The following is a 17,842-nucleotide window of genomic DNA, read 5'->3' as shown; positions in this document are numbered from 1 at the left end:
ATGAGATACCGCCCCGTGGCTCTCGTTCTCCTTGCTACCCTCGCCCTGGCTCAGCCGGCATGGCCTGCCGCCCAGAACGGCCGGAAGAAACCGGCAAAAAACGTTCCTGCCACCGAAAAGTCAGCCGATTCCGCACCGGCCGTGAACATCCTCAGCATCATTCCCGCCCAGGGCGAACCGAACAGCACCGTCACCCTCTCCGGCACCTCCTTTACCGGAAAAACCGTCGCGTTCCTCGGCAACACCGAAGTTCCGACCAAGGTCATCTCCTCCCAGACACTCACCTTCGACATCCCGAAACTTGCACCCGGCCTCTATGCTCTCTTTCTCAGACGTGAAGACGGCACCACGAGCAGGACGTACAATTTTTCCATTCTCCCGCCAAAGCCGATCGTTGACTCGATCTCCCCCGACAGCATCGCCGCCTGCTCCGGTGGCGCCGAACGCCGAATCATCATTTCGGGCCACAACTTCGAACCGGGAAGCAAGGTTCTCTTCGACGGTTCCATCGTCACCAGCAGTCCCGCCTCGTCGGAATCGATCTCGTTCAGCGTCCCCCCCGCCCCGGGAGGGCTTCACCAGGTACAGGTCAAGAACCCCGAAGAAACCGTCACGACCCCCATTACGCTCTCGATCCGTTCGACCCCGGAGGTATACAACGTCAGCAGGGGCGAAAATTTCGTCAACTACTACAAGCTCATTATTGAAGGGAAAAATTTCCATCCGGGATCATCACTGATGGTGGAAGAAAAAAGCTTTCAGGTGGGACTGAATGCGGGGATTGGGAAGCGTATAACCGCGGGGGCAATAAGCAGCGGCGAACGGGAATCCGTCATCTTCGTAGACTGTTCAAAGCTCATCTATCAACGTTTTCCGGCAGACCCGACGGAAAAGGACCTGCGGATTCAGATCATCAATCCGAACGGCGAGGTGAGCTCGGTGGTGCAGGTAACGGCGCCGTGATAACTGCCGGGCGCTCCTCACGGAACGTCATTGCCACTCTCTCCGCCGTCGACTCGCCCCAGGAGGAATCGGCAATCGCCTTCACGTTCCCGAATGGCGAAACCGATAGGCCATGTCCTGTTTAAGACAAGGGCCCAAAATGGCATCGTAAAAGTCGCGATGGCAATTGATCGCATCGACGCGCCCCTCTTGAAGGAGACTGAGATAGCGGCAGCCGCCGAAACAGAGGGGGAGATAGGAGCAATCGAGACATTCGTCGTTCTGCCATAGGCCACTGCCGTGCGCGGCACGGTAGTCAGTCACGCCTCTGTTGACATCGCCGACCTCAAGCCCCTCGACCCCGATCAACGCCGGGCATTTGTAAAAGCTCCCATCGTAATTGACCACCAGATTGTCATCCGTTTCCACAGCACAGATATGGGGTTCCATCTTGGGAGGATCAAACCCTCGCCGCAGAAGCTCCTCTCTGAGAAAGAGGATCGCCTCGGCAACCCACGGCTCGCTGGCGGATACGCAGCCACCGGTAAATTCCGGCAAGGCGCGGCCTGACAGCGACGTCATGACGGGACTGAACTGCATCGGGCCAAGACGGTCGGGAGTCAACCCTTCGGCCACGAGGACATCGAAGAGGCGCGGGAATGCCCGGTAATTGTCCCGGGTGAAGTTGCCGCCGATCTGGAGTGAAATCAGCCCGGCAACCTCCTTGATATTGCCCATGATGACGTCGAAGCTCCCCCGGCCGTCGGTGAACGGACGAGCGGCATCGTGGATTTCCCGGGGCCCGTCCAGGGTCACAGTGGCCCCTTTCAAGCCGAAGGGAAGAAGCTCTTCCACCCTCCGGCGGGTCAGGAGTGTGCCGTTGGTCATCAGGCTGAAGCCGAATGAAAGCCCTCGTTCAGCCGCAAGAGTCTGGATTTGTCCGGCTATCCTTTTAATCAGGGGAACGCTGAGGAGCGGTTCGCCACCGTAGAAATTGAGGGAGATCTCCTTGTCCTGGGCAATCGGTCCGCTGGCAATAACTTCAATCAGCCGATCGGCGGTATCCTCGGCCATGAAGTGCTTCCCCTTCAGTGCCCCCTCGAAACAGTAGGCGCAGCCAAGGTTACAGTCCAGGTTCAGCACCACCAGGCAAGAGAAGCGCTGCTGGCGCCGTTTCATCTCCTCAAGCACCCCCAGCATCTGCCGGCGCTCCGCTGCAGGATCGGCGACGATAAAGCCGAGTCCGGCCAGGGTCTCTTCATCGGCGGGATCGAGCCCCCCTCCGTCGATCTCCGGGACCAGTTCCGCAGGGACCAGCACGCTCGCCCCTGTTCTGGCGGCGAAGAGGATGCACTCCCCCTCCCGATCCTCACAGGGAAACACCTTCGTATAGCGGGATAGTCTCACCGTACTCTCCGTCTCCTCTCGCGAACGCACAGCCGCCCTTCAGCGTGTGGCACAGACCACCCGCTCCGTGGCGACAACGGCATCGTAAGGCACAAAAAAGGGGAGAAAATCTCCCCTTTTTGGCTAGGTTGACTAGATATAAATCCTGAAAATTGGGACCATGCAATACTTCGGGTAAGGCGACTTGGCGTTCCCCTCGTCGAGGACGAGGATACGTGCTGAGGACTTCGGTGCGGTGACGTGCGCGTTCTTCATGGTGGGCCTCCTGCCGGGGATTTGACCTGCACTTAATGAGCTAGAACACTATTCTAATAATTTCAAAAAGTCAATGCCATTGCGGTGAATATTGAGTAATGATTCCGTCACACCATTGATTCACCTTAACGAGGGAAGATCAGAAGCTGAACCGCACCCCCCCCTCGATCCAGCGGCGGGGGTTTTTCAGGCTGTCTGCGAGATACTGGGAACCGTTGAAGAGGTTGTGGGCGGTGACGAACGCCTCTACGGCGATCCGCTCACCCGCAAAGAATCGCTTCGCGAGATTGAGGTCCCAGATGACCGGCGTGTATCTCCCCTGGTTGATGCTTGCGGCGTTCCACCAGATGTAGTGGCCGGCCAGGTTCCCCCGGAGTCCGCGCCGGTCGTCGTATTGGAGGGCGAGGTTCCAGGTGTGGCGCGCCACATTGGAGAGTCGCTCACCGCTGTCGCGACCGCGGGCGTCGACATAGGCATAGCCGGCCACGAAGGTGGTATCAAAGACGGGAACGGTCTTCACCTCCACCTCCACCCCCTCGCGGCGTTGCCGGTTCTGGTTGAGAAACTGGGCCTGTCCGTTAGCGAGAAGTATCGGAACGATGGCATCGGAGACATCGTGTCGAAAAAAGGTTGTCTTGAGCCAAAAATACCGAAACAGAGATGTCTCGAACCCCGCCTGGTAGGAGAGGACCTTCTCAACCTTGAGATTGGGACTCGGCGCCGTCGTGAGGCCGTCGCCGGAGGTGAAGACGAGCGGAGGGATGTTGAATCCCCGGGCCACTGCTCCCCGCAGGACGGTATGCTCTCCCAATCCGTAGGTGATCCCGAGGCTTGGGCTTGCAAAGTCGCCGTTGGTGTTGGTGTGATCGTAGCGGATGCCAGGAATGACAGTCAGACTGCCGAGGGCGATGGTATCATTGGCGAAGAGAGCCCATTTCGTGAGGCGAGGCTTCACGACGGCCACAGGATTCCCGATCGCCGACGTTGTCTCCCTGACGTCACCGTGATCGAAATCGGTGCCGATGGCAAGGTGATGCACTTGCTCCCGCCAAGTCAACTTTGCACTCCCTCCATAGGTTAGCTCTTCTATTGAGAGTTGCGACTGCTCAACGCCAGTACTTAATTGTGAGTCATACCGGTCGAGATGCTTCAAGGACGTGTGGAGTGAGAGGTCAAAATCGACCCGTTCGGTGACGGGGTAGGCAAAGGAAAGCGTTGAGAAGAGGTTGTCGAAACGGTTTTTACTTGTCAGATCGGCGCGGGGGTCTTCCTGGTCTCCCCGGGAGCCGCCGCTGTAACCGAGGGTCCACTGGAGGGTACCCCCCTCCCCAATTTCCCCCTGGAGCTTGCCATAGGCCCTGTTCCCGTCGAACTGGTTATTGGCAAGGAGACCGTCCGAATGGAGCTTGCCTGCATGAAGGTAGTAGCCGAGTCCCCCAACCGTCCCGGAGAGCTCTCCCCGGTGGTCGCCGGAGAAGCGCTCGCCGAACGATGTGGAGACGAGTCCGGTGGCGGCGCGATCTTCATTGGGAGATTTGGTGATGACGTTGACGATTCCGCCCAGTGAAGAGCCCCATGATGATGACGCCGGCCCCTTGATGATCTCGATCCGTTCGATCTGCTGGACCGGAATAGCGCCGACGTCGGCCGAGTTGTTGACGAGGAAGTTCTGGGCCACTCCGTCGATCATGACGAGGACATGGAGAGGATCCGACCCCTGGATGGCGGGAGTCGACTGGGTACCGGGGCCACCCCGCAGATCGATCTGAACGCCGGTAACCGTATAGAGGACATCCGCCAGGGTATGGGCGTTGATCGCCTCGATCTCCCGGGCAGTAACAACCGTGATGTTTTCCGCCACCTGGGAAATCGGCTTCGGATCACGGGAAGGGGTCATGACCAGATCTTTATCCTCATAAAACATCTCGAGGACCTTCATATCCCTTTCCTGCTGGGCACCTGCCGTGGATACGGCAGCCGAGATACCGCTGGCGACCCCCAGAGCAATGACGACACCACGTACTATTCGTTTATTCGCCCCCATGTTCCCATCCCCAAAGGTTCATTTCAGTTGTCGCCCCGTTTGCGTCAGTCATTTCAAGGTGATTGACCGTTCATCGGCAATTTATGAAACGGGTGTTATGCAAAAAAAATTCCCCCTACAGCAAGTTTTAAATTTTCACGCGTGAAGATGTCATCCTTAAAGGGACAACTCGCCACAGTTAGCAGCAATTACGGCCAGTTATATGAACGCACGCACTATCCCCTGTCTCTCTTTTCTCCATGCAGATGGCATCAAAATAGCAATCCTGTTTGGCCATCTTTGGAAGTTATGGCGAACAGAACGCTACGTGTGGCATTTTTTCATTAACAATCAATGGGTTTACTTAAAAAACCGTCAAACCGGTCAAGTCAATTCAACAACTTACACAACCATTTTTTGACACCACTCATACAAAAAAACGTCACCGGACAAGAACGGCAGCCAGGAACCGCTCGTACCTTATGAAACGCACCCTGTACCTCATAACAGCTTTGTTGATGATCCTTACCGGAACGGTCGAGGCGGCGCAGGGTATCCTCGTGCTCCAGGGCATGCGAGTGGCACCGTATGAAGAGGCACTGAAGGGGATTCGAAGCATTGCGGGCGGAAGTATCAAGAAACTGATTCTTTCGGAAATGGAAGGGGTCGACATTGTCCGGACGGTGCGAGAGGAACGCCCTGCCGTGATTGTGGCGATCGGTGCAGAGGCGCTGACGAAGGTAAAGAAGATTAAAGACACCCCCATTGTCTACCTGATGGTCCTCGACCCGTTGAATGCGCTTACGTCCGGAGAAAATATCACCGGCGTCAATCTTTCCGTCTCGCCGGAGCGGCAACTGACGGCACTGCAGCGGGTGGCTCCGAGTCTCAAGAAAATCGGGCTCATCTACAATCCCGCGCACACCGGCCCCCTCGTCCGAAAAGCCCTGGCTGCGGCCAAAGGAGCCGGTCTCGAACTGGTCGTGCGGGAAGCTAAAAGCCCGCGGGAGATCCCGCGTCTCCTGGAGGGGATGCGGAGCGAGATCGACGGGTTCTGGATGATTCCCGACACGACCGTCGTCACCGCTGAAACCGTTGAATACCTGCTGCTTACCTGCCTCAACCAGCGGATTCCGGTCCTTACCTTCTCGGACAAGTACGTGGAAATGGGAGGGCTCCTGGCCCTCGATGTCGAGCCGTACGACCTCGGCCGTCAAGCGGGTGAGATCGTACGCAAGGTTCTGGCCGGCACGGCGATCGGAAGCATCCCCCATGCGGTTCCACGGAGCACGGTACTGACCATCAACAGCAAGATTGCCCGCAAACTCGGAATTACCCTCAACGAAGAGGCCATGGGCCGGGCTCGGATCATTCGATAGGAAATGGCTATGGCGCTCTTCACCGAATTCTCGAAAAAGCGAAACACCTTCGGGCTGAAATTCTTCGTTCTGTTCACGGTGTTCACCGCCTGCGTTGCGCTTTCGTTCACGCTCCTCTTCTTTCACTCCCAACGCAGAGTCCTTGAAGAGAACATGACCGGTGAAGGCCATTTACTGGCGCGACTTCTGGCGCACAGTGTCAGGCTCGGCGTATTTACCGAGAACAGTGAACTCCTCAAGGATCCCATCGAGGGAATCCTTTCGCACGAAGGAGTCCTCTTCGTCTCCATACTCTCCGGAGAGGGGAATCTGCTGCGTGAGCAGCCCAGCTCCTCCATGCTCAACACTCCTGAACGGGGGTTCCCCCATTGGAGCACCAGATTCGAGCAGATCAGAAGATCCCAGGCGTCCCCGGTTTTCGAGGGGGACACGTTCTACGAATTCTGGTCGCCGGTGGCCTCCACGCCCCAACTTGCCTCGACGGAATCTCTGTATCTCGCGGGTCCCTCCCACGAAACTGCGAAAATAATAGGCTTCGTCCGGATCATCGTCGACAAGGAGCCGCTGCGGAAAAAGCTCGAGGCACTGCTCGCTAAGAGCATCTCTCTCGCCCTGCTCTTCCTGGCTCTGGGGACGATCATCATCTACGCGATTGTCCAGAGAATTACGCAACCACTCAACAGGCTCACCGAAGGACTCCAGAAACTGGAGCGCGGCGAGACATTCGAGCCGCTCCGCGTGGAAAGCAAGGATGAAGTCGGACGGCTTGCAGCGGCGTTCAACCATCTCGTTGAGACGCTTCGGACCCGCGAAGCGGAAAAGGAATGCCTGGCGGAGGAACTTCGTCACGCCCAGAAGATGGAGGCGGTCGGAACCCTTGCCGGTGGCGTTGCCCATGACTTCAACAACATCCTCACTGCCATCGTCGGGTTCGGCACGCTCCTGCAACGGAGCCTGAAGAACGACAACCCCTTCCGGATCTATGTCGATCAGATCCTGATCGCGTCGGACCGCGCGACAACCCTGGTGAAGCGGTTGCTGGCCTTTGGCAGGAAACAGGTGATCAACCCCAAACCGGCAAATCTGAACGATATCGTCAAGAGCATCGAAAAACTCCTCGCCCGCCTCATCAGTGAGGATATCGATTTCAGGCTGGTATTAGTCGACGAACCGCTCATCTGCCAGGTCGATACGGGACAGATCGATCAAATTCTGATCAACCTCGTGACCAATGCCCGGGATGCCATGCCCGGCGGCGGCTCTCTCACCATCACCACCGGCAGTGAATACCTCGACGAGGATTTTTTCAGTCCCATCGAAAAGGGGAAGCCGGGACGCTACGGGGTCATCAGCATTGCCGACAGCGGCATGGGGATGGATGAACAGACCAAGGAGCGGATTTTCGACCCATTTTTCACCACCAAGGAGGTCGGGAAGGGGACCGGGCTCGGGCTCTCGATGGCATACGGCATCATCAAGCAACACGAAGGCTTTGTCGCCGTCGAGTCCTTTCCGGACGAAGGAACGACCTTCCGTGTCTACCTCCCCCTGGTCCAGACGGCCGCGACCGCCGATTCCCCCGAGCGCCTTCATGTGCAGCGCGGGAATCGGGAAACGATCCTGGTGGCGGAAGATGACAAGGCCGTCCGCAAGCTCGCCAGGCACGTGCTTGAACGAAGCGGCTACGAGGTCATCGAGGCGGTCGACGGAACCGAGGCGGTCAGAAGGTTCCAGGAATACGCAAACAGGATCGACATGGTGCTGCTCGACGTGGTCATGCCGAAGAAGAATGGTCAGGCGGCCTACGAGGAGATGAAACTGGCGAACCCGAATCTGAGGGCGCTCTACATAAGCGGCTATACCCAGGACATCATCAACCGTAAGGGCGTTCTCGACGAAGGGATCAATTTCATTGCCAAACCGGTCAAGCCGGACGAGTTGCTGGCAAAAGTCCAGGAAGTGCTGAGACAGTGAGCAGGCAACCGGTGGCCCCCGTCTCCGGCTTCATCCACATCGCAATCTTTGACAGAATTCCCTCTGCGAGTGTATGATGAAAGTAGAAGGAAGGTGAAAATTCTGTGCTGCGTGAGACGACGCTGAAGACGCTGTCTCGATTCCATCCGCCAGGAGCGTGGAAACCTCCAGAAAAAGGGGAAAGTGAGCGGTTTCCGACCATCATGGTCCCGCAAGGAGCGTGATGGCAAGGCACGCAAGCTCTTCACCGACGGATTGGGAAAAAGTGCCTCGACGCAGCACATGAGCAGTGAAAAGCCCGGTAATTCCGGGCTTTTCCTTTATCCGTCGTTCACCTCCCGATGAGCGTCGCGACATATCCTTTGGCATCCGGAAGGAACTGAAAAAAGTCGCTCCTCAATTCCCCGTAATGTCTCACCAGTTCATCGCCCCCCGCGCCAAGCGGATTCGGGCGCCCGACGCGCCCTGCCATGCGGCGCAGCACCGTGGCAACACCATCCACGTTACGATACGAAGGAAGCCATTCGGTGAAGATGTCAGGAAGCCTTGTCCTCAGGCGCTCCGGGAGTATCCCGGCATGCTCCTCCATGGTCTGCCGCGCCGTCGCGATGAAGCGCTCAAACGGCTCCTCGGCAAAACGGTCCCACTCCACTGCCAAAAAGTGGTCGTAATACAGATCAACGAGCACAGCCCGATAATGACCATACTCAGGGGAGATACGTCTCTTGCTCGCCAGAAAGGACGGATGGCGGCCGGCGAAGGAGTCGATCAGGCGGTGGAGTTCAAGCCCCCTGGTGATGCGGGGAGGGTAGCTGTCGTCCAGCACCCCCTTGACGAAGTCTCCCATCATGTTCCCCACGAGGATTTCGGGGTCGTTACCGGACAGATAGAGATGGGCGAGAAAGTTCACGATGCTCCCCTCCTCAGGCGACGAATCGCGAGTGGTCTCCGCCGGGCGGCAGCAACTCCATGCAGCGGCAGAAAAAAAGGCGACCCCTGCGGGTCGCCTTCTGCTTGCGCCGGAAGAAACGAATCACACTTGGGAGGCCGCAAGGGCCTGATCGATATCGGCGATGATGTCGGTGGCATCTTCAATTCCGACAGAGAGCCTGATGAAGTCCGCCGTGACGCCGGTGGAGCGCTGTTCCTCCTCGCTCAGTTGCTGATGGGTGGTCGACGCGGGGTGGATGACCAGCGACTTGGCATCGCCGATATTGGCGAGGTGGGAAAGGAGCTTCACATTGTCGATGAAGCGCTTGCCAGCCTCCAGTCCCCCCCTGATGCCGAAACCGATGATCGCCCCCGCCCCCTTCGGCAGGTATTTCTTCGCCCGACCGTGATCGTTGTGGCTTGCCAGACCGGGATAGTTGACCCACGAAACCAGGGGGTGATTCTCGAGCCACTCGGCCACCTTCTGGGCATTCTCCACATGCCGGGCCATCCGGACCGGCAGGGTCTCGAGCCCCTGGAGGAAAAGGAAGCTGTTGAACGGCGAGAGGCACGCTCCCATATCCCGCAGGAGGGTTACTCTCATTTTGAGGATGTAGGAAAGATTGCCGAGGGCCTCCCAGAATTTCAGGCCATGATACGAGGGGTCGGGCTCGGTGAACTCGGGGAATTTCCCGTTGTTCCACGGAAAGGTCCCCCCATCCACCACCGCCCCGCCGATGCTCGTCCCGTGGCCGCAAATGAATTTGGTAAGGGAATAGACCACGATGTCGGCCCCGTGCTCCAGCGGCTTGAACAGGTACGGCGTCGTCACCGTGTTGTCCACGACAAAGGGAATTCCTGCCTCGTGGGCGATCGTGGCAATGGCCTCGAAGTCATCGACGTTATTTTTGGGGTTGCCGACCGACTCGGAATAGACGAGGCGGGTGTTCCCGTCAATGGCGCGCCGGACGTTCTCGGGGTCGGAAGTATCGACGAACTTCACCTCGATGCCGAGCTTCGGAAGCGTGTAGTGGAACAGGTTATAGGTCCCCCCGTAGAGATAGCTCGTGGAGACGATGTTCTGGCCGGCCTGGGCGATGTTGAGCACCGCATAGGTAATGGCCGCCTGTCCCGAGGCGACGGTCAGGGCTCCCACTCCGCCGTCAAGTTCGGCGAGCCGTTTTTCCAGCACGTCGCTGGTCGGGTTCATGATCCGCGTGTAGATATTGCCGAACTCCTTGAGCCCGAAGAGGTTGGCGGCGTGCTCCGAGCTCGTGAAGACATAGGAGGAGGTCTGGTAGATGGGAACCGCCCGGGAAAGCGTTGCGGAGTCGGGAACCTGTCCCGCGTGGAGGGCGAGGGTATCGAAGTTCTGCTTGTGGTCTGCCATGGCAATCTCCTCTCATCGATAGCAAGCGGCTGTTGTTGGTAATACCGGTAAAGAATGCACGGGAACATCCTATTTAAAACCCAGTCAAACTGTCAAGTTCAATCCATGAACTGCATCTCCTCTGGGGGGGACTATTTTCTGCCGAACAGCGCCGTCAATTCATGCAGACGCGCGGCAAGCCGGTCAGTGAGAAGACCGGGGGGGAATCGCCACGACCAGTTCCCCCGCGGGGTGCCGGGGAGGTTCATCCGGCAGGAACCGTCACAGCCGAGGATATCCTGAAGCGGAAAAATGGCCATGCCGGCCACCGACGAGAGGCCGAGCCGGATCAGCTCCCACGCAATGTCCCGACCACCGGTTCCGGTATACGCAAGAACGAGTTCCCGCTGGTGCGGAGAAAGGGCGTGAAACCATCCTACCGTCGTATCGTTGTCGTGAGTGCCGGAATAAACGACGCAATCCGGCGTGTAGTTGTGGGGGAGATAAGGGTTGCCGCCGCCGGAATCGAAGGCGAACTGCAGTATCTTCATGCCGGGGAAGCGGTAGCGGTCGCGCAGGGACTCCACCTCAGGGGTAATGACCCCCAGGTCTTCGGCGATGATCGGGAGCTGTCCGAAGACACCGACAAGGGTATCGAAGAGCGCGGCTCCCGGCCCCGGCACCCAGCGCCCCTTCACGGCAGTTTTTTCCCGGGCGGGGATCTCCCAATACCCTTCGAAACCGCGGAAATGGTCGATCCGAACCACATCGTGCAAAGCAAACGAATTGCGGAACCGCTCGATCCACCACCCGTACCCGCGCTCCGCCATGACGTCCCAGTTATAGAGGGGGTTACCCCATCTCTGGCCGCTCTTGCTGAAATAGTCAGGCGGCACTCCGGCCACGACGGTGGGTTTCCCCTTCTCATCGAGGTAGAAGAGCTCGGGACTGACCCAGACGTCGGCAGAATCGAAGGCGACGAAGATCGGGATGTCGCCGACGATGGCGATCCCCTTCCCGTTGGCGTACTCCCTGATCCGGTACCACTGGCGGAAGAATTGCCACTGGATGTATTTCTGCTCGCCAATGGCGGTGCCAAGTTTGACCGAATACTTTTCCAGCGCCGCCGGCTCCCGTCGGGCGATCTCACGGGGCCAGTCATTCCAGCTTTTCCCCCTGAAATGCTCCTTGAGCGCCATGAACAATGCGTAATCGTGGAGCCAGGGAGTGGTATCGCAGAAATGCCAGAACTCCTCCTTGCGTTCCCGTTCCGCCTGGGTGTGGAAATGGGTGGCGGCCTCCTTGAGCCTCCTCGTCTTATGGCTCTCAACCACGGCAAAATCGACGTAATCAACGGGAAACTCCAGCGACTCTCCACCGGCGAGGTCCCCCTCCTCCGCAAGGGTGGGGAGATCGATGAAGAGAGGATTCCCGGCAAAGGCCGAATAGCACGAGTAGGGTGAGTTCCCGTAGGCCGCCGGCCCGAGCGGAAGCACCTGCCAGAGGCTCTGGCCGGCGGCCTCGAGAAAGTCGAGGAAATGGCGGCACTCTCTGCCCAGGGAGCCAATCCCATCGGGTCCCGGAAGCGAGGTGGGGTGAAGAAGGATGCCGCTCTTGCGTTTGCGGTGCATGAATCCCCCGTATCCCGATCCGTGTCAGGGAGGTCGGGTCAGTGACAAAATGAGTTGCCAGGGAAGAAGCGATTCCTGTATACCAAAAAGCGGCCGGGTGCCGGTCGATCTCTTCCCCCGTCGGACTTCCGAACAATACCACAGCCGGAGGCGAGTAGCCATGGAGACTATTAAGACCGCTCTTTTTGAAACCCTTGTGGAGAGCGCCGTACCCGATGGGGAGGGAGGATATTCCTTCACCCTCGAAGGAAAGACCTACCGGATCAAGGACACTCTGGAGATCTCCAGAATCGCCCAGGACCACGGATACATCATCATTTACTAACCGACGCCCGACAGCACCTCGTCGATGCGCTTTCCGTCCAGGGTCTCCTCGTAGAGAAGAACCTCGACGAGGGCATCGAGCTTATCACGGTTACAGCCGATTACCTCCTCGGCCTTCAGCTCCGCTTCCTTGATGAACGCGGCGATCTCCTGGTCGATGAGCCACGCCATCTGTTCGGAAAAAATCTTTTCCTCCGCGAGCTTGCGCCCCAGGAACGGATGCTCCTCCCCTCGCCGGAACGTCATCGCCCCGATTCGGTCGCTCATCCCCCACTGGCAGATCATCTTCTCGGCCAGGTCATTGACCACCTTGAGGTCGTTCTGGGCCCCCGTCGACAGGTCGCCAAACACGACCCGCTCCGCCACCCTCCCACCGAGGGCCACGGCGAGGCGGTTCATCAGGTATTTCTTCGAATAGTGGTAACGGTCGTCTTCGGGGAGCTGCTGGGTCACGCCAAGCGCCTGTCCCCGGGGTATGATGGTGACCTTGTGGACCGGGTCGGTCCCGGGGAGCATCTTCGCCACAAGCGTATGACCGGCTTCGTGGTATGCGGTTATCCGCTTTTCCTGCTCGGAGATGAACATCTTCCGTTCCCCCCCCATGAGCACCTTGTCCTTGGCGCGCTCCATCTGCTCCATCGTCACCGTAGAGGCGTTTTCTCGCGCCGCAAGGATCGCCGCTTCGTTGACGAGACTTTCCAGATCGGCGCCGGTCATCCCGGGAGTTCCGCGGGCAATGACGGAGAGGTCCACATCCTTGTCGAGGGGGATCTTGCGGGTATGGACCTGGAGTATCTTCTCGCGATCGCGCCAGTCAGGACGGTCGATCACCACATGCCGATCGAAGCGGCCGGGACGGAGCAGGGCCTGGTCGAGGACATCCGGCCTGTTGGTGGCCGCCATGACGATCACCTCGTCGTGGGGATCAAAGCCGTCCATTTCCGACAAAAGCTGGTTAAGGGTCTGTTCGCGCTCGTCGTGCCCCCCTCCGAGGCCTGCGCCACGGCTCCTCCCCACGGCATCGATCTCGTCGATGAAGATGATGCTCGGGGCCGATTTCTTTGCCGTTGCGAAAAGATCTCTCACCCTCCCCGCACCCACGCCAACAAACATTTCAATGAACTGGGACGCCGAGATGCTGAGGAACGTAACCCCCGCCTCTCCCGCCACGGCCCGGGCCAGGAGCGTCTTGCCCGTCCCCGGCGGCCCGACGAGGAGAACCCCCTTCGGCACCTTGCCGCCGATCCGCTGAAACTTTTTCGGATCCTGGAGGTACTCGACGATTTCACGAAGTTCCAGCTTGGCGCTTTCCATGCCGGCCACGTCCTCGAACGTCACCCTCCCCCGGTCGCTCACGGCATAGGTCTTGGCCCCCGACTTGGCAAAACCGCCCATCATGGCGCCGGGCCCCTGCCCCTTCACCCCGCGCATCGCAAGCCACCAGATGCCGATGATCAGCACCCATGGCAGAAGGTAGAGCAGCCCACTCACCACCGGTGATGTCTCGGTGGTGAGCGCCGTGACCTCCACCTTCTTCGCCTGGAGTTCCGCCATGAGATCCAGGTCCTCGATGCCCGGCTTGACGGTAGTGAACTTGGTAACATCGCGCTGTCCACGCTGTCCGGACGTGGTATCGGCAATCGACACCTTGCGCCGGAACTCGCCGCTGATGGCATTCCCCTTGATGGTGATCTTCCCGATATTATCGGCAGCCAGCTCATCCTTGAAACGGCTGTAGGATATGACGGCGCCACTCTCCACACCCTGCCGGGCCACATAGGCATAGAAAAAGTTGAATCCCACAAGCAGGATCAGCATCCACAACATCGGTTTCCAGACCGATTGGCCCATTCACGGCTCCTCTCTTTCGGCAAGCGGTGCAGAAACGATGCGGCACCGGCGCATTTCATGTCAGTTAATTCGTAGCATACCCCCCCTGAATTGCAAGGGATTCACGGGAATTGGGGCCGAACGGCAAACTGCCCGAGCCCAAACGCCGCCCCTTTCCCGAGATTGAGGTACTGACCGAACAGAAGAAACGGCAGGAACTCCTCCCGTACACCGGAGAGAACCGCTTCGCCCACCATCCCAGCGATCGTCCCGCGACGCCACGCGACCCACTCCATGCTGCCACCAACCGACACCCTCTCGCACTCGCTGGAAAGCCAGCGGAAATCGCCCGTGACGTCACCTTCGCCATAGGAGGCAGCAAGAGAGGTGACACGCCTCTGGAGCGGACGGAAAAACTTCGGAAAGGAGAAACTCCGCTGTGGCCTCCCCTCCTGCAGGAGCTTGAGCGGGGTAAGCAGCCTCAGAGTCATCCTGTCGCCAAACACTCCTGTCGCCAGAAGACCGGAAGCCGAGAGGAGGTGAGGAGTCGCATCTCCTTCAAATGACCAGGGACTCCGTTCGCCGAAATATCCCACCGTCTCAACCGTGTCAATCCGTGCAGGCAGAACATTGCCGCCCTGCCCCGCGAAACAGCTCGCAAGCGCCGAAAGGAAGAGGTTTCCATGCATGACCGCGCTTCCTACGAGGGTGAGCCCCACTTCAAACCGTTCACCTTTGTTCGGAACGGCAGGGAGCACCGGGAACTGAAACGCGAAGGGCAAGGGGGGCTTCTGGTGTCGCCGAACCATCGCCGGATCGCTGCTCAAGGATTGGGAAAATATCGACCGGTACGGGCACTCATCCTCTCCCCGGCACCGTTCGCAACTCTCCTCCTCGCATCCCACAGCCGACCGGAACGCCTCCTGAAACGTTTCCCTGATGCGGAACGGCAGCCAAGGGTCCGTCACATCGCTTTCCAAACGTGTGCCGATCACCAGTTTCACGAAGGTGATATCCATACCGACTCCCATAAAGAAAAGGGGCGGATCATTCAATCCGCCCCTCACCTCATTGAGCTGATGCATCGCACATCAGCATGTCATCTTACTTGCAAAGTGACTTCAGATACTCCCGGTTCAGCTTTGCAATGAACTTCACGTCAACCCCTTTCGGGCATGATGCCTGGCATTCATAATGGTTGGTGCAGTTGCCAAAGCCCTGGGCCTGGAGTTCCTCGGTCATGGCGCAGACACGGCGGGCGGCTTCCGCTACCCCTTGCGGCAGCACCGCAAGCTGGGACACCTTGGCCGAGGTGAAGAGCATGGCCGAGCCGTTGGGGCAGCCAGCAACGCAGGCACCGCAACCGATGCATTCGGCAGCGTCCATGGCGTAATCGGCATCATCCTTCGGGATCAGAATGGCATTGCCATCGGCAATCCCACCGGTATGGGCCGACGTATAACCACCTGCCTCGATGATCCTGTCGAGGGAACCCCGATCAACAACCAGGTCTCTGACGATCGGGAAGGCACGGGCACGCCACGGCTCGATGTAGATGGTATCACCATCCTTGAACATGCGCATGTGGAGCTGACAGACCGTCGTCCGGTCCATCCCTCCGTGGGGAGCACCATTGATAACCTGGGAGCACATGCCGCAGATCCCCTCACGGCAGTCATGGTCGAAGGCGATGGGATCCTTGCCAGCCTTGATGAGATCCTCGTTCACCTCGTCGAGCATCTCGAGGAACGACTGGTCGGGGCTGACCTCCTTTGCTTCGTATGTTTCGAACTTCCCTGGATCCTTTGGCCCGTTCTGGCGCCAAACATGGAGTGTAAGCGTCATGGTCTTGTCGTGGCTCATTATTTGTAGCTCCTTATCGCCAGATGGACGTTTTCGAACTTCAACGGCTCGATGTGCAGCTCAGGCTCTGCATTGACACCTTTGAACTCCCAGGCCGCGGCGTGGCAGAACTTCTCGTCGTCACGCTTGGCCTCGCCGTCCGGCATCTGGTGCTCAACCCGGAAGTGGCCGCCGCACGACTCGTCGCGATAGAGGGAATCACGGGCCATGAGTTCCGCAAACTCCAGGAAGTCCGCCACGCGGTTGGCATTCTCCAGCTGCTGGTTGAATTCGGCACCCGAACCGGTAACCTTCACGTTCTTCCAGAACTCCTCGCGGATCTCCGGGATTTTCCTGATGGCTTCCTTACAGCTCGCTTCGCTTCTGGCCATGCCGACATTCTCCCACATGAGCTTGCCCAGCTCGCGGTGGAATTCGCTGACAGTCTTCTTGCCGTTGATCGACATGAGCTTCTTCATGTTGTTGGTGACATCGTCAACCGACTTCTTGCACTCGGGGTTGTCGGCCTTCACCTTGCCCGGAGCGGTCTTCGCCAGGTAGTTGGCGATGGTGTAAGGGATGACGAAGTACCCGTCGGCAAGACCCTGCATGAGAGCCGAGGCGCCGAGGCGGTTCGCGCCGTGAACCGAGAAGTTGGCCTCGCCCAGGACGAAGAGGCCCGGGACGTTGCTCTCGCAGTTGTAGTCAACCCAGAGGCCACCCATGGAATAGTGGGGAGCCGGATAGATCCGCATCGGCACCTTGTAGGCGTTCTCGTCGGTGATCTTCTCGTACATCTCGAAGAGGTTGCCATACCGCTCGCGGATGGTGTCCTCGCTCAGGCGCTTGATGGAAGCGGCAAAGTCGAGATAGACGCCACGGCCGCCCGGTCCGACGCCACGATCGTCGTCGCACTGTTCTTTGGCTGCCCGGGAAGCGATGTCCCGCGGAGCGAGGTTACCGAAGCTCGGGTACTTCCTCTCGAGGTAGTAGTCGCGCTCTTCCTCGGGAATCTCGCCCGGTGCCCGTTTGTCGCCCTTGCTCTTGGGAACCCAGCAACGCCCGTCGTTGCGGAGCGACTCGGACATGAGGGTCAGCTTGGACTGCTTGTCCCCATGCTGCGGGATGCAGGTCGGGTGAATCTGGGTGTAACAGGGGTTAGCGAAGAACGCCCCCTTCTTGTGGGCCTTCCACGCTGCGGTGACGCTGCACCCCATGGCGTTGGTGGAGAGGTAGAAGACGTTGACGTAACCGCCGGTGCAGAGCACCACCGCATCACCCACGTGCGACCTGACTTCTCCGGTTACGAGATCGCGGACCGTGATCCCCTTGGCCTCGCCGTCAACGACGATGAGGTCGAGCATTTCGGTGCGGGGGAACATCTTGACGGTACCGGCCTTGACCTGGCGGGCAAGGGCCGAATAGGCGCCGAGGAGGAGCTGCTGCCCCGTCTGCCCCCGGGCGTAGAAGGTACGGGAGACCTGGGCGCCGCCGAAGGAGCGGTTGTCCAGGTAGCCGGCATAGTCGCGGGCAAAGGGAACGCCCTGGGCCACGCACTGGTCGATGATGTTGTTGGAGACCTGGGCAAGACGCCAGACGTCGGCCTCGCGGGCGCGGAAGTCGCCCCCCTTGATCGTGTCATAGAAGAGGCGGTAGATGCTGTCGCCGTCATTCGGGTAGTTCTTGGCGGCGTTGATCCCCCCCTGGGCGGCGATGGAGTGGGCTCGCCTCGGGCTGTCCTGATAACAGAAAGCTTCTACGTTGTAGCCGAGCTCGCCGAGGGAGGCGGCGGCGGCGCCACCGGCAAGACCGGTGCCGACAACGAGGATCTTGTATTTACGCTTGTTGGCGGGGTTAACCAGCTTCATGTCGAAGCGGTGCTTGTCCCAAGTCTTCTCTATTGGTCCTGTCGGACATTTTCCGTCGAGTATCACTA

14 protein-coding genes are annotated in these 17,842 nt (G+C 59.0%); 4 read left to right on the top strand and 10 right to left on the bottom strand.

Annotated elements, in window-relative coordinates; all coding sequences use genetic code 11:
* Nucleotides 1–963, top strand: coding sequence for an IPT/TIG domain-containing protein (locus tag GPICK_RS05990; protein ID WP_039741311.1), 963 nt, complete (start codon nucleotides 1–3; stop codon nucleotides 961–963).
* An 81-nt stretch (nucleotides 964–1,044) separates the two neighbouring features.
* On the opposite strand, the gene gptM is transcribed toward GPICK_RS05990, so the two are convergent.
* The 3 genes from gptM to GPICK_RS05980 form a co-directional block, all read right to left on the bottom strand.
* Nucleotides 1,045–2,349 carry a geopeptide radical SAM maturase gene (gptM, locus tag GPICK_RS05985; protein ID WP_039741309.1) on the bottom strand — a complete coding sequence of 435 codons (1,305 nt, stop codon included), beginning with the start codon at nucleotides 2,347–2,349 and terminating at the stop codon, nucleotides 1,045–1,047.
* Nucleotides 2,350–2,481: 132 nt separating this feature from the next.
* Nucleotides 2,482–2,604 (bottom strand): hypothetical protein, encoded by a 123-nt coding sequence (locus GPICK_RS18015; RefSeq protein WP_269078673.1) that lies wholly within the window; start codon nucleotides 2,602–2,604, stop codon nucleotides 2,482–2,484.
* 139 nt (nucleotides 2,605–2,743) lie between these two features.
* Nucleotides 2,744–4,543, bottom strand: coding sequence for a TonB-dependent receptor plug domain-containing protein (locus GPICK_RS05980; RefSeq protein WP_052263318.1), 1,800 nt, complete (start codon nucleotides 4,541–4,543; stop codon nucleotides 2,744–2,746).
* A 566-nt stretch (nucleotides 4,544–5,109) separates the two neighbouring features.
* Between GPICK_RS05980 and GPICK_RS05975 the strand changes: the two genes are divergently transcribed.
* On the top strand, nucleotides 5,110–6,006 hold the full coding sequence (locus tag GPICK_RS05975) for an ABC transporter substrate-binding protein (protein WP_039741307.1): 897 nt from the start codon (nucleotides 5,110–5,112) through the stop codon (nucleotides 6,004–6,006).
* A gap of 3 nt (nucleotides 6,007–6,009) precedes the next feature.
* The gene (locus GPICK_RS05970) at nucleotides 6,010–7,980 is read left to right on the top strand and encodes an ATP-binding protein (RefSeq protein WP_236685662.1); all 1,971 of its coding nucleotides are present in this window, start codon (nucleotides 6,010–6,012) and stop codon (nucleotides 7,978–7,980) included.
* Nucleotides 7,981–8,311: 331 nt separating this feature from the next.
* Here the strand turns inward: GPICK_RS05970 and GPICK_RS05965 are convergent, their stop codons facing one another.
* The 3 genes from GPICK_RS05965 to malQ form a co-directional block, all read right to left on the bottom strand.
* Entirely contained in the window at nucleotides 8,312–8,890 is a 579-nt protein-coding gene (locus GPICK_RS05965; protein WP_039741305.1) for an acyl carrier protein phosphodiesterase, read from the bottom strand.
* A gap of 123 nt (nucleotides 8,891–9,013) precedes the next feature.
* Complete coding sequence (locus GPICK_RS05960; RefSeq protein WP_039741304.1) at nucleotides 9,014–10,300, bottom strand: O-acetylhomoserine aminocarboxypropyltransferase/cysteine synthase family protein; 1,287 nt, start codon at nucleotides 10,298–10,300, stop codon at nucleotides 9,014–9,016.
* Nucleotides 10,301–10,431: 131 nt separating this feature from the next.
* Nucleotides 10,432–11,910, bottom strand: coding sequence for a 4-alpha-glucanotransferase (malQ, locus tag GPICK_RS05955; RefSeq protein ID WP_039741303.1), 1,479 nt, complete (start codon nucleotides 11,908–11,910; stop codon nucleotides 10,432–10,434).
* A gap of 160 nt (nucleotides 11,911–12,070) precedes the next feature.
* Here malQ and GPICK_RS17550 point away from each other — a divergent pair, with 160 nt between their 5' ends.
* Nucleotides 12,071–12,235 carry a hypothetical protein gene (locus tag GPICK_RS17550; RefSeq protein WP_144400049.1) on the top strand — a complete coding sequence of 55 codons (165 nt, stop codon included), beginning with the start codon at nucleotides 12,071–12,073 and terminating at the stop codon, nucleotides 12,233–12,235.
* Here the strand turns inward: GPICK_RS17550 and ftsH are convergent.
* The 4 genes from ftsH to GPICK_RS05935 form a co-directional block, all read right to left on the bottom strand.
* Nucleotides 12,232–14,085, bottom strand: coding sequence for an ATP-dependent zinc metalloprotease FtsH (gene ftsH, locus GPICK_RS05950; RefSeq protein WP_039741301.1), 1,854 nt, complete (start codon nucleotides 14,083–14,085; stop codon nucleotides 12,232–12,234). The genes GPICK_RS17550 and ftsH overlap by 4 nt on opposite strands.
* 101 nt (nucleotides 14,086–14,186) lie before the next feature.
* Nucleotides 14,187–15,083 carry a CRISPR system precrRNA processing endoribonuclease RAMP protein Cas6 gene (gene cas6 / locus GPICK_RS05945; RefSeq protein WP_158414158.1) on the bottom strand — a complete coding sequence of 299 codons (897 nt, stop codon included), beginning with the start codon at nucleotides 15,081–15,083 and terminating at the stop codon, nucleotides 14,187–14,189.
* Between the two features lie 85 nt (nucleotides 15,084–15,168).
* On the bottom strand, nucleotides 15,169–15,927 hold the full coding sequence (locus GPICK_RS05940) for a succinate dehydrogenase/fumarate reductase iron-sulfur subunit (protein WP_084201351.1): 759 nt from the start codon (nucleotides 15,925–15,927) through the stop codon (nucleotides 15,169–15,171).
* Nucleotides 15,927–17,840 (bottom strand): fumarate reductase/succinate dehydrogenase flavoprotein subunit, encoded by a 1,914-nt coding sequence (locus GPICK_RS05935; RefSeq protein WP_039741299.1) that lies wholly within the window; start codon nucleotides 17,838–17,840, stop codon nucleotides 15,927–15,929. Before GPICK_RS05935 ends, GPICK_RS05940 begins: the two co-directional genes overlap by 1 nt.
* Nucleotides 17,841–17,842: the final 2 nt, after the last annotated feature.

The sequence above is a fragment of the Geobacter pickeringii genome (assembly GCF_000817955.1).
GTDB lineage: Bacteria > Desulfobacterota > Desulfuromonadia > Geobacterales > Geobacteraceae > Geobacter > Geobacter pickeringii.
The sequence above is the reverse complement of the archived record's forward strand: the minus strand, read 5'-3'. Positions and strand labels throughout refer to the sequence as shown.

Coding starts and splice junctions, on each gene's coding strand:
- GPICK_RS05970 (WP_236685662.1), top strand. CDS start 6,010: ATGGCTATGGCGCTCTTCACCGAATTCTCGAAAAAGCGAAACACCTTC.
- GPICK_RS05980 (WP_052263318.1), bottom strand. CDS start 4,543: ATGAAGGTCCTCGAGATGTTTTATGAGGATAAAGATCTGGTCATGACC.
- GPICK_RS05975 (WP_039741307.1), top strand. CDS start 5,110: ATGAAACGCACCCTGTACCTCATAACAGCTTTGTTGATGATCCTTACC.
- ftsH (WP_039741301.1), bottom strand. CDS start 14,085: ATGGGCCAATCGGTCTGGAAACCGATGTTGTGGATGCTGATCCTGCTT.
- GPICK_RS05940 (WP_084201351.1), bottom strand. CDS start 15,927: ATGAGCCACGACAAGACCATGACGCTTACACTCCATGTTTGGCGCCAG.
- malQ (WP_039741303.1), bottom strand. CDS start 11,910: ATGCACCGCAAACGCAAGAGCGGCATCCTTCTTCACCCCACCTCGCTT.
- GPICK_RS05960 (WP_039741304.1), bottom strand. CDS start 10,300: ATGGCAGACCACAAGCAGAACTTCGATACCCTCGCCCTCCACGCGGGA.
- GPICK_RS17550 (WP_144400049.1), top strand. CDS start 12,071: ATGGAGACTATTAAGACCGCTCTTTTTGAAACCCTTGTGGAGAGCGCC.
- cas6 (WP_158414158.1), bottom strand. CDS start 15,083: ATGGATATCACCTTCGTGAAACTGGTGATCGGCACACGTTTGGAAAGC.
- GPICK_RS18015 (WP_269078673.1), bottom strand. CDS start 2,604: ATGAAGAACGCGCACGTCACCGCACCGAAGTCCTCAGCACGTATCCTC.
- GPICK_RS05990 (WP_039741311.1), top strand. CDS start 1: ATGAGATACCGCCCCGTGGCTCTCGTTCTCCTTGCTACCCTCGCCCTG.